The organism is Clostridiaceae bacterium, assembly GCA_012840395.1.
In the GTDB taxonomy this organism is placed as follows: domain Bacteria; phylum Bacillota; class Clostridia; order Acetivibrionales; family DULL01; genus DULL01.
On the sequence record DULL01000053.1, the window covers coordinates 1 to 15,753 of the forward strand.

The 15,753-nt window shown below is 33.3% G+C and carries 14 protein-coding genes and 1 rRNA gene; 4 read left to right on the plus strand and 11 right to left on the minus strand.

What is annotated here, in order from left to right; translation table 11 throughout:
• The 11 genes from GXX20_06585 to rpmH all read right to left on the minus strand — a co-directional run.
• Positions 1–91: ribosomal RNA gene (locus tag GXX20_06585) — 16S ribosomal RNA — on the minus strand; the annotation flags it as partial.
• Between the two features lie 459 nt (positions 92–550).
• Positions 551–3,124, minus strand: a complete 2,574-nt coding sequence (gene gyrA / locus GXX20_06590) for a DNA gyrase subunit A (GenBank protein HHW31326.1) — start codon at positions 3,122–3,124, stop codon at positions 551–553.
• Between the two features lie 99 nt (positions 3,125–3,223).
• Positions 3,224–4,060 carry a nucleoid occlusion protein gene (gene noc, locus GXX20_06595; GenBank protein ID HHW31327.1) on the minus strand — a complete coding sequence of 279 codons (837 nt, stop codon included), beginning with the start codon at positions 4,058–4,060 and terminating at the stop codon, positions 3,224–3,226.
• Between the two features lie 166 nt (positions 4,061–4,226).
• The gene (rsmG, locus tag GXX20_06600) at positions 4,227–4,949 is read right to left on the minus strand and encodes a 16S rRNA (guanine(527)-N(7))-methyltransferase RsmG (GenBank protein HHW31328.1); all 723 of its coding nucleotides are present in this window, start codon (positions 4,947–4,949) and stop codon (positions 4,227–4,229) included.
• A 60-nt stretch (positions 4,950–5,009) separates the two neighbouring features.
• Positions 5,010–6,902, minus strand: coding sequence for a tRNA uridine-5-carboxymethylaminomethyl(34) synthesis enzyme MnmG (gene mnmG / locus GXX20_06605; GenBank protein ID HHW31329.1), 1,893 nt, complete (start codon positions 6,900–6,902; stop codon positions 5,010–5,012).
• 21 nt (positions 6,903–6,923) lie between these two features.
• Complete coding sequence (gene mnmE / locus GXX20_06610; protein HHW31330.1) at positions 6,924–8,315, minus strand: tRNA uridine-5-carboxymethylaminomethyl(34) synthesis GTPase MnmE; 1,392 nt, start codon at positions 8,313–8,315, stop codon at positions 6,924–6,926.
• 156 nt (positions 8,316–8,471) lie between these two features.
• Entirely contained in the window at positions 8,472–9,089 is a 618-nt protein-coding gene (locus GXX20_06615) for a protein jag (GenBank protein ID HHW31331.1), read from the minus strand.
• A 5-nt stretch (positions 9,090–9,094) separates the two neighbouring features.
• Positions 9,095–10,087: a YidC/Oxa1 family membrane protein insertase gene (locus GXX20_06620; protein HHW31332.1), complete on the minus strand. Its 993-nt coding sequence runs from the start codon at positions 10,085–10,087 to the stop codon at positions 9,095–9,097.
• 16 nt (positions 10,088–10,103) lie between these two features.
• Positions 10,104–10,319 (minus strand): membrane protein insertion efficiency factor YidD, encoded by a 216-nt coding sequence (gene yidD, locus GXX20_06625; protein ID HHW31333.1) that lies wholly within the window; start codon positions 10,317–10,319, stop codon positions 10,104–10,106.
• The gene (gene rnpA / locus GXX20_06630; GenBank protein HHW31334.1) at positions 10,301–10,666 is read right to left on the minus strand and encodes a ribonuclease P protein component; all 366 of its coding nucleotides are present in this window, start codon (positions 10,664–10,666) and stop codon (positions 10,301–10,303) included. The genes yidD and rnpA overlap by 19 nt, the downstream gene beginning before the upstream one ends.
• Before the next feature lie 74 nt (positions 10,667–10,740).
• On the minus strand, positions 10,741–10,890 hold the full coding sequence (gene rpmH, locus GXX20_06635; GenBank protein HHW31335.1) for a 50S ribosomal protein L34: 150 nt from the start codon (positions 10,888–10,890) through the stop codon (positions 10,741–10,743).
• Between the two features lie 608 nt (positions 10,891–11,498).
• Here rpmH and dnaA point away from each other — a divergent pair.
• From dnaA to recF, 4 genes are all read left to right on the plus strand, one after another.
• Positions 11,499–12,830: a chromosomal replication initiator protein DnaA gene (gene dnaA / locus GXX20_06640; GenBank protein ID HHW31336.1), complete on the plus strand. Its 1,332-nt coding sequence runs from the start codon at positions 11,499–11,501 to the stop codon at positions 12,828–12,830.
• A 248-nt stretch (positions 12,831–13,078) separates the two neighbouring features.
• Positions 13,079–14,176 carry a DNA polymerase III subunit beta gene (locus GXX20_06645; GenBank protein ID HHW31337.1) on the plus strand — a complete coding sequence of 366 codons (1,098 nt, stop codon included), beginning with the start codon at positions 13,079–13,081 and terminating at the stop codon, positions 14,174–14,176.
• Positions 14,177–14,186: 10 nt separating this feature from the next.
• Positions 14,187–14,393, plus strand: coding sequence for a S4 domain-containing protein YaaA (gene yaaA, locus GXX20_06650; protein ID HHW31338.1), 207 nt, complete (start codon positions 14,187–14,189; stop codon positions 14,391–14,393).
• Positions 14,394–14,446: 53 nt separating this feature from the next.
• Positions 14,447–15,559, plus strand: a complete 1,113-nt coding sequence (gene recF / locus GXX20_06655; protein ID HHW31339.1) for a DNA replication/repair protein RecF — start codon at positions 14,447–14,449, stop codon at positions 15,557–15,559.
• Positions 15,560–15,753 lie beyond the last annotated feature (194 nt).

A 15,753-nucleotide genomic window follows, 5' to 3' on the forward strand; every position in this document is an offset into this window, starting at 1 on the left:
ACTCAGTGCCAGAGACAACCCCGCTCGACTTGCATGTGTTAGGCACGCCGCCAGCGTTCGTCCTGAGCCAGGATCAAACTCTCTAATTAAACTTTATTAGTTAGCCTGATTGGCTCTAATTACCTTATTCTTTACCATAAGTTCTTCACCTATGGGCTGTCATTTCTATGACAACTCAATTGACGAGTTCCTTTTTTCAATACACTGTTCAATTTTCAAAGTCCATTCGCCGCTCCAACAGCAGCTTTATTATACTACCACGCTGCTTCTTTTTTGTCAACTACATTTTTTACTTTTTTCTTGTTGTTGTTGATGATGTATCAGCGACGCAGCTTTTATAATATACCATTCGAAGCATGAATTATCAACTGTTTAAACTTTTAATAATCAACTTTTTATTAATTTATAATTAAAATACTATAGTATTCATAAAAATACTATAGTATTCATTAAAATTCTCTGGTGCCATTTTAATTTTTATCACATTCCGGGCTTAATAAAAGTTATATATAACTATCTTTATATAATAATCTTTAATATACATTATTACTTAAATATCATAATCTTCATCTTCATTTTCATCGTTTTTTCCATTATCATATTCATCTTCTTCATCATTGTAATAATCCTCATTACTGTCATAACCTTCGTTATCGTAATCCTCGTTTTCATCTTCATTTACTATCCTGGTTACGCAAACCACCTTATTATTTTCTGTGGGTTTCATTAGTGTAACTCCCTGGGTTGCTCTTCCTAATACACTGATTTCACTTACGTTCATCCTTATTATTGTTCCGTCAGTACTAATCAGCATTATATCGTCAGTATCTTTTACAAGTTTTATTCCTACAAGATAGCCGGTTTTCTCGGTAACTCTGTATGTGAGCACACCTTTTCCGGCACGATTTTGCACTTTATATTCTTCGAGTCTTGTCCTTTTGCCAAAGCCATTTTCAGTTACAACTAGAAGACTTGAATTTTCCATGGAAGTTGCCATTCCAATTACGCAATCTCCCTCATCAAGCTTAATTCCTGTTACACCTTGAGAGATTCTGCCCATTGGACGGACATCTTTTTCGGCAAATCTAATAGACAAGCCATTCCTTGTAACCAGAATAATATCACTGTTTCCATCAGTCAACCTGACGTCTATCAATTCATCGCCTTCCCTGAGAGTTACCGCTGCCAAACCACCTTTACGGATATTGTCGTACTCCATTAATCTGGTCTTTTTAACCAGTCCGTATTTTGTAGCCATAATAAGGTACAAATCTTCTTTATATTCAGCAATAGGTATAACTGTAGTTACCTTTTCGTCACTGTCGAGTTCAAGAATATTTACTATAGCAGTACCTTTTGCATGGCGGCCTGCTTCAGGAATTTGATAAGCCTTTAACCTGTATACTTTACCTTTATTAGTAAAGAACAGTATATAATCATGTGTTAATGTAGTAAATAGATTTTCTACAAAATCTTCTTCCCTGGTACTTAATCCTGCTATACCCTTGCCTCCTCTTCTCTGACTCTTATACATATCTGCCGGCATTCTTTTAATATATCCGAAATGAGTGAGAGTAATGACTTCCTTTTCCTCCTGTATCAAATCTTCTATGTCTATTTCAGTTTCACCAGTAGTTATTTCGGTTCTTCTTTCATCTGCATATTTTTGTTTAATAACTAATAATTGATCTTTAATAATTTTAAGTTTAAGATGTTCATTTGCAAGAATATCTTTGTAGTACTTGATTTTTTCCAAAATATCATTATACTCTTCTTCAAGTTTTTCTCTTTCTAAGGCTGTCAACCTTCCAAGCCTCATATCAACAATTGCCTGGGCCTGTTTATCACTAAATTCAAATCTTTTCATTAAAGCGACCTTGGCATTTGCTTCATTTTTAGATCCACGGATTATTTTAATCACTTCATCAAGATGATCAATGGCAATTTTAAGACCTTCTAAAATATGTGCCCTTGCTTCAGCTTTATCAAGATCGAATTTTGTTCTCCGGGTTATAACATCTAACTGGTGCCTTATGTAGTGGTCAATAACCTGCCTTAAAGTAAGTATCCTGGGTTCGAACTTACCATCCTCTGTCTGAATAAGGGCAAGCATATTCACACTGAAAGTATCTTGCATCTGCGTATGTTTATATAATTGATTAAGCACTATCTGAGCATTTGCATCTTTCTTAAGTTCAATTACTATCCTGACAGGATCAATTCTATCAGATTCTTCTCTTAGATCTGATATTCCTTCAATTTTTTTGTCTTTTATTAGTTCAGCTATTTTTTCTATTAATTTTGCTTTGTTAACCTGGTAAGGAAGATCCTTTACAACTATTCTTTGCTTTGAGCTGCTTACTTGCTCTATTTCTGCTCTTGCCCTTACAATAATCCTGCCCCTACCGGTTTTATAAGCACTTCTTATCCCTTCTTTTCCAACTATTATTCCTCCTGTTGGAAAATCGGGACCTTTAATAACTCTATTAAGCTCTTCAAAGGAAACATCCGGTTTATCAATAACAAGAATTATTCCATCTATTACTTCGCCTAAATTATGGCAAGGAATATTGGTGGCCATCCCAACAGCTATTCCTGATGATCCGTTCACCAGAAGATTAGGAAATGTTGAAGGAAGAACCACAGGTTCCATCTCATGTTCGTCAAAATTAGGTTTAAAGTCTACAGTATCTTTATTTATGTCCGCCAACATTTCCATGGCAATTTTAGAAAGCCTTGCTTCTGTATACCTCATAGCAGCCGGTGGATCGCCGTCTCTTGAACCAAAATTTCCATGGCCGTCAATCAGTACATGTCTTAAAGAAAAATCCTGTGCCATGCGTACCAGGCTGTCATATACCGCAGCTTCTCCATGAGGATGAAATTTTCCAAGTACTTCTCCAACTGTAGAGGCACATTTTCTATATGGTTTATCAGGAGTAAATCCTAACTGGTACATTGCATAGAGGATTCGCCTATGTACCGGCTTTAATCCGTCTCTTACATCTGGCAAAGCTCTGTCTGCTATTACACTCATTGCATAATCTATAAAGGATTTTTTCATTTCTGTCTCGATATCAACAGGTATTATCGTCTGATTACTAGTGGCTTTAATTTCTTCCATCTGTCAGTTTACCTCTTTCAATGCGGTATTTAGAAAGTATATCCATTAGCTATATTCTAATAAAATAATTAAAAACTGTCTAGCGATGCCAAATATAATTTATTTTTTGGGGACTCTTACAACAAATTCAATATATTCTCCCCTATCTATCTGGGCTGCTTTTGCATTTATACCGGATTTTCTCATTACATCAATAGCTTGTTTAATTGTATTCACAAATATTCTTATATCTTTAATTGCTCTTGTGATTTTTTTACTTGAATTAACAACTGTTTCTCTTCGTGTATATTTTTCAATAGCCTTTTCTACCAACTCTTCTGTCTTTTTAACATTATAGCCTCTTTCACAAACAATTTTTAATACTTTAAGTTGAAGTTGTTCATCATGAAGCTTCAAGAGAGCTCTTGCATGCCTTTCTGTAAGATTGTTATCCATGAGAATCTTTTTTACCAGGGGTGATAATCTAAGCAATCTTATTTTATTAGCAATTGTAGATTGGCTTTTTCCTATTTTTTGAGCCAATTGTTCCTGAGTAAAACCATGCTCTGTTATTAAATTATTGTAGCCCTCTGCTTCCTCCAAATAAGTAAGATCTTCTCTCTGAAGATTTTCAATAAGTGCAATAACTGCAGAATCATTATCATCTACATTGATTACTATAGCAGGTATCTCTGTCAAACCTGCCATGGTAGCTGCTCGCAGCCTTCTTTCGCCCGCAACAAGTTCATAGGTATTATTGGATATTTTTCTGACATTAATGGGTTGCATTACACCATATTGTTTAATTGATTCACATAATTCATCCAGAGCTGCCTTGTTAAATTGTTTCCTAGGCTGGTAGGGATTCGGCCTTATGCTGTTGATACTAATGTAGGTAATATTCTTTAATCCGTCTTTTTTTGTCATTTTAATATCCTGTATTTTATTTTCAAGCATTTTCACACCATCCTTTATTATTATTCGTTTATTTGGGCCATTTTTTTGCTCTGGTTAACTATGAGTTGTTAATTATAAAAAATATATTCTACAGTTTTTATTTCATTCCTTTTTTTGTAACCATAAATCGCTCGCCCAAATATACCATAATATAGCATGATAATTCTTATAATAAAGGTTCTTTTGATGGTTTGCCTGCTTTTCTAGGATATTTTGTAGGAGTATGTCGTAATTTTCTTATAATTATAATGCTTCTTTTACTGTCATTAAATGGCAAAAATAGTTCGTTTACTTCTTCGACCTCAGCTCCCAGTAACTCTAATGCCTTTCTTGAATCCGACAATTCCTCCAGATTACTTCCTTTCATTGCTATAAAAATTCCTCCAGGTCTAACAAAAGGAATACTATATTCAAGAAGCACTGGCAAACTGGCGACAGCTCTTGCAACAGCTATATCAAATTTTTCCCTAAAATCCGGATTGTTTCCGTAGTCCTCTGCTCTGCCATGAGCAGTTGAAATACCCACAAGATTTAAAGATTTTATCACTTCATCTAAAAACCTGATTCTTTTTTCCAGAGAATCAAGAAGAAAGACATTTATTTCTGGGCAAACCAATTTAACAGGAATACCAGGAAATCCTGCTCCGGTACCTATGTCGATTAAATTACTGCCTTTACCTTTAATAAAAGGATATATGCTAAGAGAATCAATAAAGTGTTTTATAATTATTTCTTTATCATCCTCTATTGCTGTCAGATTTATTTTTTTATTCCAGGACTGTAATAAATTCTTATACTCTAAAAATTGTATTAGCTGAACTTCATCCAGCTGAAGGTTGAAAGTTTTTGCCCCTTCAGCAAGAATATTTTTTAAATTTTCATCAAACATAAGGTAAGGAACCTCTCCTTTCAAGGAAGCATAGGGACGGTTCTCCTGCTTCCATACAATTTAGCGCTCCCGTTTTAATTGCTCCAGATATATTAACAGTACCGAGATGTCTGCCGGGGAGACCCCAGGTATCCTTGAAGCCTGTCCAATTGAAGAAGGCTTAACTTTATTTAATTTCTGCCTTGCTTCTGTACTTATACCCTTAATTTCATTATAATCAATATCAGCAGGCAATTGTTTCATTTCAAGCTTTTTAAATTGCTCCACTTGCATCAATTGCCTCTTTATATAACCTTCATACTTTATAGATATTTCAACCTGTTCTTTCACTGCAAAATCTAAATCAGGCCTGTTTTCATCAATTTCAGCCAGATCCTCGTAACTTATTTCCGGCCTTCTTAAAAGCTCGCTCATTCTGATTCCACTTTTTATTGGAGTACTATTTCTTTTTTTCAATAGATTATTTACCTTTTCAGTAGGAGCAACCACTATTTTATTTATTCTTTCTATTTCTTTTTCAATCTGATTTTTCTTTTCTAAAAACTTTTTATACCTTTCTTCGCTTATTAATCCAATCTTATAGCCTATAGGTGTAAGTCTGATATCTGCATTGTCCTGTCTTAACAAAAGACGGTACTCAGATCTCGAAGTCATTATCCTGTAAGGTTCATTTGGACCTTTAGTAACAAGATCATCTATCAATACTCCTATATATGCCTCGGATCTGTCCAGTATTATAGGTTCCTCTCCACGCACTTTTCTGGCTGCATTAATTCCGGCTATTAATCCCTGGGCTGCAGCTTCTTCATATCCGGAACTTCCGTTAATCTGTCCTGCACTAAAAAGGCCCTTAATGCTTTTTAGTTCCAGAGATAAACTAAGCTGGGTTGGGTTTATGCAATCATATTCAATTGCATAAGCATTCCTCATTATCGAAACATTTTCCAAACCAGGTATTGTCCTTAACATCTCCAATTGAACATCTTCCGGGAGGCTTGTAGATAAACCCTGAAGATACATTTCTTCTGTATCTAATCCCATAGGTTCAATAAATACCTGATGCCTTTCCTTGTCTGCGAACCTGACTACTTTGTCTTCAATAGAGGGACAATAGCGGGGTCCTATTCCTTCTATCATTCCACTGTACAAAGGAGCCCTATGCAAGTTCTCCGTTATAATTCTGTGAGTATCTTTATTGGTATAAGTCAACCAGCATGAAATCTGTTCTTTTTCTATTTGCTCTGTCTCAAATGAAAAAGGTACAATTACCGGATCTCCTGGTTGCTCTATGGTTTTTGAAAAATCAATACTTCTCCGGTTAACCCTGGCAGGTGTCCCGGTTTTAAACCTAAAAATCTCTACACCTAGCTTCTTTAAACAATCTGAAAGTTTATTCGCAGGTAATTGTCCGTCCGGTCCACCGCTATAACTTGTATCACCAATGATTATCTTACCTTTGAGGTATGTACCGGTACATAATATTATTGTTCTACAGGTATAAATTGCACCTGTGTTCGTTTTAACACCGACCGCAGTTTTTATGCCATCCTGTTCTTCTATGATAATATCAACTATTTCTGCCTGTTTTATATCAAGATTCTCCTGTTTCTCAAGAGTATGCTTCATTTCTATCTGATATTTTCTTCTATCAACCTGAGCCCGCAAAGAATAAACAGCAGGTCCCTTTGAAGAATTAAGAATTTTTGATTGAATAAAAGTCTTATCCGCAATTTTACCCATCTCGCCTCCAAGAGCATCTATTTCTCTTACGAGATGACCTTTCCCTGTTCCCCCTATATTTGGATTGCAAGGCATATTTGCTATATTATCCAGATTAGTAGAAAATATTACTGTCCTGCAACCTAACCTGGCACCGGCCAGTGCGGCTTCACATCCCGCATGGCCTGCACCTACAACAACTATATCATAATTTCCAGCATGAAATTCTGCCATTATATCAACAACCCTTTCCTGCTATTTACCCAAACAAAACCTGCTAAAAATCTCATGTAACACATCCTCACTTACAGTCTCTCCTGTTATTTGCCCAAGATAGTCCGCTCCTCTGCTGATATCAATTGATATTATATCCAGCGGTAATCCGGATCGGCAACCATCCAAGGCTTCTTTCATACATATCTTTGCTTTTTCCATAAGGTTCTTATGTCTTATGTTAGTAATGATAATTTCATTACTGTAATTTATCTCTCCCCCTACAAACAATTTATATATTTTGTCTGTCAGCTCCTCTACTCCTGTACCTTTCAGGAGAGAAACCTTCACTGTTTCTATCCCTTCAAGTTTGTTCTTGATATCATTTTCTGTTTTATTACATTCTTTTTCTTCTACCAAATCTATTTTATTAATTAAGACTATAATCTTTTTATCTTTTGCTTTTTGTACCATTTCCAGATCTTCGTTGCTAATACCTGTCCTTACATCAATCATCAATATTACAAGATCTGCTGCTAAAATTTCCTTTTCTGTCTTTTGAACACCTATTTTTTCCACAGGATCTTCTGTTTCACGTATACCTGCAGTATCCAGTATTCTCATAGGTATACCCTTAATATTTATATAATCTTCAATAACATCTCTGGTAGTACCGGGTATATCTGTTACTATGGCTCTGTCTTTCCCGGTAAGTTCATTTAACAGCGATGATTTTCCTACATTTGGTTTCCCAACTATTACTGCTTTTATGCCCTCTTTAATAATTCTTCCTTTTTCAAAGCTTTTTATCAAATTCTCCAGTTCATAATAGGTTTCATGAATGGTACTGCAGGTCTCCTCTAATGTAATTTCTTCTATGTCGTACTCCGGGTATTCTATATTAACTTCTATATTGGCAATCAGGCTGATTAGTTTTTTTCTTATTTCTTTCAGCCTACGAGAAAGCTTTCCCTCCAATTGTTCAATAGCCGCTTTGCTGCTCTCTTTTGTTTTTGAATTAATTATGTCTATTACTGCCTCTGCCTGGGATAGATCAATTCTGCCGTTGAGAAAAGCCCTTTTTGTGAATTCTCCCGGTTCAGCAAGTCTTGCTCCCTCTCTAATTACTAGTTCAAGGACATTTCTTAAAACCGTCATACCTCCGTGACAGTTTATCTCTACCATATCTTCCCTTGTAAACGTATGAGGTTTTCGCATCTTTGAAATAAGCACTTCATCTATGATTTCACCTGCACTGGGGTCAATTATTTTTCCATACTTTATAGTATGGGATTTAATATTGCTAAAATCCTTTTTACCTATAAAAATTTTTTCTGCTATTTCAAAAGCTTTATCACCACTTATTCTTATAATACCAATACCTCCTGTTCCGGCAGGAGTGGAAATAGCAGCAATTGTATCATCTGTTTGCAAAATGCTCATGGCTTTCTCCTATCTCAATAAATGTCTCCTTCTTCTTAAAATGATTCTTTTTAAAATACTTCCTTAAATAGCTCTTTAAATCAAAAGGGACTCAAGACATTTAATCATTGAGTCACCCTCACATTCACTTTATCACAATTTTCCCAATTATTTTAATGCTATTACTACTTTCCTGTTAGGTTCATCTCCTATGCTGTAAGTTTTTACACCTTTATAACCCTGGAGTGCTGAATGTATTATTCTTCTTTCATAAGGATTCATAGGTTCAAGAGTAATGCTCCTTCTATTTTTTATTACTTTTTGGGCCAATCTATCAGCAAGTTTTAACAATGTTTCTTCCCTTTTTTCTCTATAGTTTTCAATATCCAAAGTCACTCTCTTATACACTTCGCTATTCTTATTCACTACAAGGCTGGTTAAATACTGCAGGGCATCTAAGGTTTCTCCTCTTCTTCCTATAATTATTCCACTATCTTCCGCTCTTATATTAATAGTAATTGCATCTTCTTGCTCTGAAGCTTCAACCTCTGCTAATATACCCATCTTCTCAAAAACGTCCGTTAAAAATTCTTTGGCTTTGTCGATATACTTTTCTTTCAGTATAACTCTAACCTTCGCTGCTCTGCTACCTATTCCGAATATTCCTTTGTTTCCCTCTTCAATAATTTCTACCTCAACATCTTCCCTTCCCACATTAAGTTCTTCAAGAGCAAGAGATATAGCTTCATTTACTGTCTTACCGCTTTTTTCCAAAATATAAGCCATTATCCTTATTTAACCTCCTTCTTACCTAAAACATATTTATTTATATACAATTGCTGGAATATCTGAAACACATAACCCGCTATCCAATACAAAATTACACCTGCAGGAAGCTGGAATGAAAAAAATAATGTCATAATAGGACCTACATATAACATGCTATTTGGAGTTGATGCGGAAGAAGATTGTTTGTTCTTTCCTTTAGTTTCAGGAGCTGGTGGTGTTGACATTTTTGTAGAAATATATGTTGTAATAACACCAAGAATCGGTAATATCAATAAAGGAAGATATATTCTTGCTGTCTCAGGGCTAAACAAGAGCTTAAAATCATAGGTTGGCTTTTCGCTTAGGTCAAGGCCAAGAAATCTAAAATTAATTAATTCACTCTTATTTAATAGAACATCTCCTATCTTGAGTACAATATTTCCAGCCTGGTCAGCAAGCTCTCCCGTCTGAGTTATGACAAAATTTCCGGCTTGCTTTAATGATTTAATAGCTTGAAAAACTATATTTCCTTCACTATTAAACAAGTGTTGGTTATTGCTAAAAAACCTTAAAACATTGATTTCTGATGCAGAAGCCATTACACCAACATTAGCTATATCCTTCAAAGCCACAATCTGTGCAGCTGTTTTCTTAAGCATAAATTTCAAAGGTTGAATTATGACCCAATAAAGAGATAAAATAATTGGTAACTGAACAAGCATAGGAAAACATCCGGAAGCCGGATTAATATTATTATCCTGATACACTTTCATTAGTTCTTGATTTAATTTCTCTTTATCATTTTTATATTTTCTCTGTATTTCATTTATAAGCGGTTGTATTTCCTGCATTTTTGCTGTTGAGCGGTACTGCTTTATATTTAACGGTAACAATGCCAGTTTTGTTATCAGTGTAAATATCAGTATTGCTACTCCATAATTACCAAAAGCCATTGTATTGTATATAAAATACAAGAACTGACCCAATATTTCCGCTATCGGATCCAGTATATTCATTTATTACATCTCCCTCCTATTTAACCGGATCATATCCCCCAGGATGAAATGGATGACACTTTAAAATTCTTTTTATTGCCAACAAACTACCCTTAACACTTCCATATTTCAATATCGCATCAATCGCGTATTGGGAACAAGTTGGATAAAATCTGCAAGTTGGATTTAATTTAATGGGAGATACCCACTTCTGATAAAATCTAATAATTAGAATTAACAGTTTATCAAACAATCCCATTTCTCCTGATCAAATATTTTTAGCTTTTTCACCAAATGTTTCATTTCTTTTTTCACTGCTGAAAAATCCGGTATATCCAGATTGTGCCTGGCAGTAACTACAATATCATATCCACTTTCTATAAATTCTTCATACTGTCTGTAGCTCTCTTTTATCAGGCGCTTTAATCTATTTCTTTTAACACTCTTACCATATTTTCTGCTTATAGATATTCCAAGCCTGTTCTTTTCCGAGTTATTGGGGAGGATGTATAAAATCATATATTTTCCTACATAAAACCTACCCTTTTTATAAACTCTCTGAAACTCGTAATTTTTTTTTAAAGGAACAGTCTTATTCATGCAATCCTCTCTAATCCTTTATTAATGTAAATATAATTATTTACATTAAAGAAAAAGACCACATTCATGCGGTCTTATGCTGAAAGTACTTTTCTACCTTTAAGTCTGCGTCTAGCCAATACCTTTCTACCGCTTGAAGTACGCATTCTTTTCATAAAACCATGTACTTTCTTTCTTTGTCTTTTCTTTGGCTGATATGTTCTTTTCACTGCTAACACCCCCATTCTTGCCATTAAGCCCACTAGATGTCATTCATTAATTAATTCTTTCCAAAAAAAATAATTTATTTCATTTTTTTGTTATATTATTGGTACATAGCAAACAATTTATTAGTTATTAGTAACTAAAAAAACGCATATGATAAGCAAATTATATATTATAATAATTGATCGTGTCAAGAAACATAGCAATGTATTTTATGCCTTTAAAAATAATTATTGTTATTTTATCAGATATTTAAAATAATAATGAATTATTAAAATTCAACATATTTTTGTGGATAACTCTAGAAATAATATGTTTTTTTGTGGATAAGTTGGCTTTTTATTATTGAATATTGGTTAAAAGTCTGATATATTATTAATGCCTATAAATTGTATAAAACTATACAAAGCTATATAATTTGCTTTAGTTTGATTCAAATAATAATTATAATTTTTATCCACAGGGAAATAGTTATGAATTAGATGTATTATTTTATGTCAATAATCTAATAGGTAGTTTTGTTTATATTTTTGTATGTTAACGTTTACTTTGCTTTATAACTTTCTTATGGTTAATAATAAAAATATAAAATATATGCCTTTTATTGGCAGATTGGCGGTTATATAATATGAATCCTCAACTACATAGCATTTGGCAGCGAACACTTGAATTATTAAAGGACGAGCTTACTGAAATCAGCTATAATACATGGATTAAGACCATAGAACCACTTAGTATTGAGAATGATACTATTGAACTAGGTACTCCAGCTGACTTCAATAAGGGCATACTTGAAACGAGATATTCATTCCTTATACAAAATGCCCTCACTCAAGTTACGTCTAAAAAATATAAATTGAATTTTGTGGTCTATTCAAAAGAATCTGAAAAAAAGAGCCAAAGCCAGACTTCCTCAAACTATGAGGATAATGGGATAATGCTTTTAAATCCAAAATATACCTTTGATACATTTGTTATAGGAAATGGAAACCGTCTGGCTCATGCTGCTTCTGTAGCAGTAGCCGAAGCTCCTGCTAAAGCATATAATCCTCTCTTCTTATACGGTGGGGTAGGGTTAGGAAAAACTCACCTTATGCATGCTATAGGGCACTACATTATAAGCCAGAATAGCGGACAGAAAGTACTTTATGTATCTTCTGAAAAATTTACAAATGAACTTATTAATGCTATTAAAGATGACAGAAATGAAGAATTCAGGTCTAAATATAGAAGTATTGATATTCTGCTAATTGATGATATTCAGTTCATTGGAGGAAAAGAGCGTACCCAGGAGGAATTCTTCCATACTTTTAATGCTCTTTACGAAGCAAATAAACAAATTATTATTTCCAGTGATAAGCCTCCCAAGGAAATTACCACTCTTGAAGAAAGGCTTCGTTCAAGATTCGAATGGGGACTTATTGCTGATATACAACCACCAGACCTTGAAACCAGAATAGCTATTTTAAGAAAAAAAGCACAATTGGAAAATTTCATAGTGCCTGATGATGTGCTTGAATTTATCGCTGAGAACATCGCTTCAAATATTCGTGAATTAGAAGGAGCATTAAACAGGATAATTGCATATTCATCTCTAACAAATAGTAAAATTACAATTGAATTTGCAAGTGAGGCACTTAAGGAAATATTACTGGCTAATAAAACTAAAACTATTAATACAACAACAATAATTGAAGCTGTTTCAAGATATTACGACTTAAAACCCGAAGATTTCAAATCAAAGAAAAGGAACAGGGAGATATCTTTTCCCAGGCAAATCGCAATGTATTTATGCAGAGAGCTTACCGATTTGTCATTGCCTAAAATAGGAGAATCTTTTGGAGGAAGGGATCATACCACTGTTTTACATGCAATAGAAAAAATTTCTAGTGAAATTGAGTCTAATCCTGAAGTAAGAAGATCTCTGGAAGAATTAAAAAGAAATCTTACAGGAAATTAATATTCCACAATTTATGTGTATATGTTGAATTTTTTATGTGGATAATCTTTTTAAGCAATTAACTAAATAAAATTGTAGATAAAAATCTCTTGTTATTAACAATATTTATAACAAGTGAAACACTAGAAATATCAACTTTAATATAACTTATACACATTACTGACAATGATTACTATTATTATTACTAAAGAAAAATATATGAAATTCATAACTAACCAAGTTTCATTGGAAAAAGCTGGAGGTACAAAATGAAAATAGTATGCTCAAAAGAATATTTGCTAAACGGTATTAATGTAGTACAAAAAGCTGTTTCAACTAAATCAACAATGCCAATATTAGAGGGTATTTTATTTGAGGCGGGCAATAATTTAAAACTTGTTGGAAATGACCTGCAGATAGGAATAGAGTGTTTTGTAGATGCAGATATAATAGATAAGGGATCGATAGTATTAAATTCTAGAATTATAGGTGATATCGTAAGAAGACTTCCTGATTCTGAAGTATTAATTGAAGTCAAAGAAAATAATGAAGTATTAATAGAATGTGAAAATTCTCATTTTTTGATTAAAGGACTTAGTTCAGAAGGTTATCCTGATTTACCTTTTGTTAGCAGAGAAAATGAATTTAAAATTAACCAAAACTTGTTAAAGGAAATGGTCAGGCAGACTATTTTTGCCGTAAGTCTGGATGAAAACAGGCCAATTTTAACAGGAACCTTAATCGAATGTAAAAACGGACAGCTTACTTTTGTATCAATTGACGGTTTCAGAATGGCACTAAGAAGAGAAAATATTGATAACAAAGAGGCTGAATTAAAGGTAGTAGTGCCAGGTAAAACACTTAATGAAATAGTTAAGATAATTCAGTCAGAGGATGAAGATATTTCAATTTACAGTTCAAAAGGAACAGTTCTTTTTGACATGGGTAATTGCAAGATGGTATCCAGGCTTCTGGAAGGTGAATATTTAAATTATAATAGTATTATCCCTGAGGAAAATAAAACAAAAGTACGCATAAATACAAAAGATCTGTTGGGAGCCATCGAAAGAGCTGCTTTAGTTATACCTTCAGATGAAAAGAGGTACCCTATAAGCTTTGAGATAAAAGATGATATCATGATAATATCTTCAAATACAGAGATAGGTGCGGTAAAAGAGGAAATTAATATTATGACTGAAGGCAAGGAAATTGACATAAGCTTTAACCCGAGATATTTTATTGATGCATTAAGGGTAATTGATTGTGAAAATATTGATATTTATTTTACTACATCAATAGGTCCCTGTACGTTAAGGCCTGTTGTAGGAGATTCATTTATATATATGATTCTACCTGTAAGAAGGTGAGGACATGGAAATCGAAAAAGTAATAATTAATACCGAGTTTATAAAACTAGACCAGTTTTTAAAATGGGTTGGTATTAATCCAACTGGATCAGATGCCAAAGCGATGATTCAGGAAGGTAAAGTTAAAGTGAACGGAGAGCAAGAAACCAGAAGAGGCAGGAAATTAAGAAAAAGTGATATAGTAGAAGTCAATGGCAGAATTTTTGAAATTGTATGAACTTTAAAAATTTACATAAAAATAATCAAAAATAGGATTGGGGTAAACTGCTTTTGTTCATTAAAACTATACGACTAAAGAACTTTAGAAATTATGAATCCTTAGACTTGGATTTTTCAAAAAATATTAATGTACTTTACGGAGAAAATGCTCAGGGAAAAACTAACATCCTTGAGTCCATTTTTTTATGTGCTTCAGGAAGATCACACCGTACTTCAAAAGATGCGGAAATGGTGATGGTGGGAAAAAATGGATATGTTGTGGAACTGATAGTCCGGAGAAAAGACAGAGATGTAAAAATAGAAATATGCTATGATTTAAATGAGCGAAAAAAAATAAGAATAAATGAAATACCTGAAAAAAAAATAGGTAGCTTAATAGGGAATTTAAATGCAGTTATATTTTCACCTGAAGATTTAGATATTATTAAGGACGGCCCTTCTGCCAGAAGAAGATTTTTAGATATTACAATAAGTCAAATAAGTCCAGGTTATTTTTATGATCTGCAGCAATATGGAAAAATACTTGCAAATAGAAATTATTTATTAAGAGAAATACCAAAAAATAGTAAACTAATTGATACACTTGATATTTGGAGCAGAAACCTGGCAGATGTTGGCTCAAGAATAATTATTGCCAGACAAAAATTCATCAGAAATATTAATTTAAAATTAAGAAAAAATCATAGCAAGCTTACAGCTGGTAAAGAATCTCTTGAACTGGTTTATAGACCTTCTGTTAATATTTGTGAACTTGAATATGAAAAGGAGATTGCTGAAATATTCTTTAAGACATTACAAAAAGAAAGGCAAAAGGAAATATTAAAAGCAACTACTTTGTATGGGCCTCAAAGAGATGACTTCGATTTAATGCTAAATAAAATGGATGTTAAGTTATATGGTTCCCAAGGTCAGCAAAGAACTTGTGTTTTATCTGTTAAATTATCTGAAGTTGATATAATGCAGGAAGAAACCGGTGAGCTTCCTGTGCTGCTTTTAGATGATGTTATGTCTGAACTGGATAACAACAGACAGGAATTTTTACTAAATTCTATTAAAGATATTCAGGTTTTTGTTACTTGTACAAATAAAAATATTTTTCTTCATGACAATATACACGGCATTAGATTTTTTAAAGTTGAAAAGGGCGAAGTTGTAAGACAGTAAATATTAAGTCAAAAATATTTATTTAAAAATTAAAAAGAATCATCAGCTGTATTATATATGATGAAATAAGTTAGTGTAAAATTACTTTGGGAAAAAACCAAAAAATAAAAGATAAGAGTATCTCTCCTGTGATATCATGTAATTTATGAAGAACCACAATAATCACAGAAAAGGAGATACTCTTATGGAACTAA

Coding starts and splice junctions, on each gene's coding strand:
- dnaA (HHW31336.1), top strand. CDS start 11,499: ATGAATCCTCAACTACATAGCATTTGGCAGCGAACACTTGAATTATTA.
- rsmG (HHW31328.1), bottom strand. CDS start 4,949: ATGTTTGATGAAAATTTAAAAAATATTCTTGCTGAAGGGGCAAAAACT.
- mnmG (HHW31329.1), bottom strand. CDS start 6,902: ATGGCAGAATTTCATGCTGGAAATTATGATATAGTTGTTGTAGGTGCA.
- rnpA (HHW31334.1), bottom strand. CDS start 10,666: ATGAATAAGACTGTTCCTTTAAAAAAAAATTACGAGTTTCAGAGAGTT.
- rpmH (HHW31335.1), bottom strand. CDS start 10,890: ATGGGGGTGTTAGCAGTGAAAAGAACATATCAGCCAAAGAAAAGACAA.
- gyrA (HHW31326.1), bottom strand. CDS start 3,124: ATGGAAGAAATTAAAGCCACTAGTAATCAGACGATAATACCTGTTGAT.
- GXX20_06645 (HHW31337.1), top strand. CDS start 13,079: ATGAAAATAGTATGCTCAAAAGAATATTTGCTAAACGGTATTAATGTA.
- GXX20_06620 (HHW31332.1), bottom strand. CDS start 10,087: ATGAATATACTGGATCCGATAGCGGAAATATTGGGTCAGTTCTTGTAT.
- GXX20_06615 (HHW31331.1), bottom strand. CDS start 9,089: ATGGCTTATATTTTGGAAAAAAGCGGTAAGACAGTAAATGAAGCTATA.
- noc (HHW31327.1), bottom strand. CDS start 4,060: ATGCTTGAAAATAAAATACAGGATATTAAAATGACAAAAAAAGACGGA.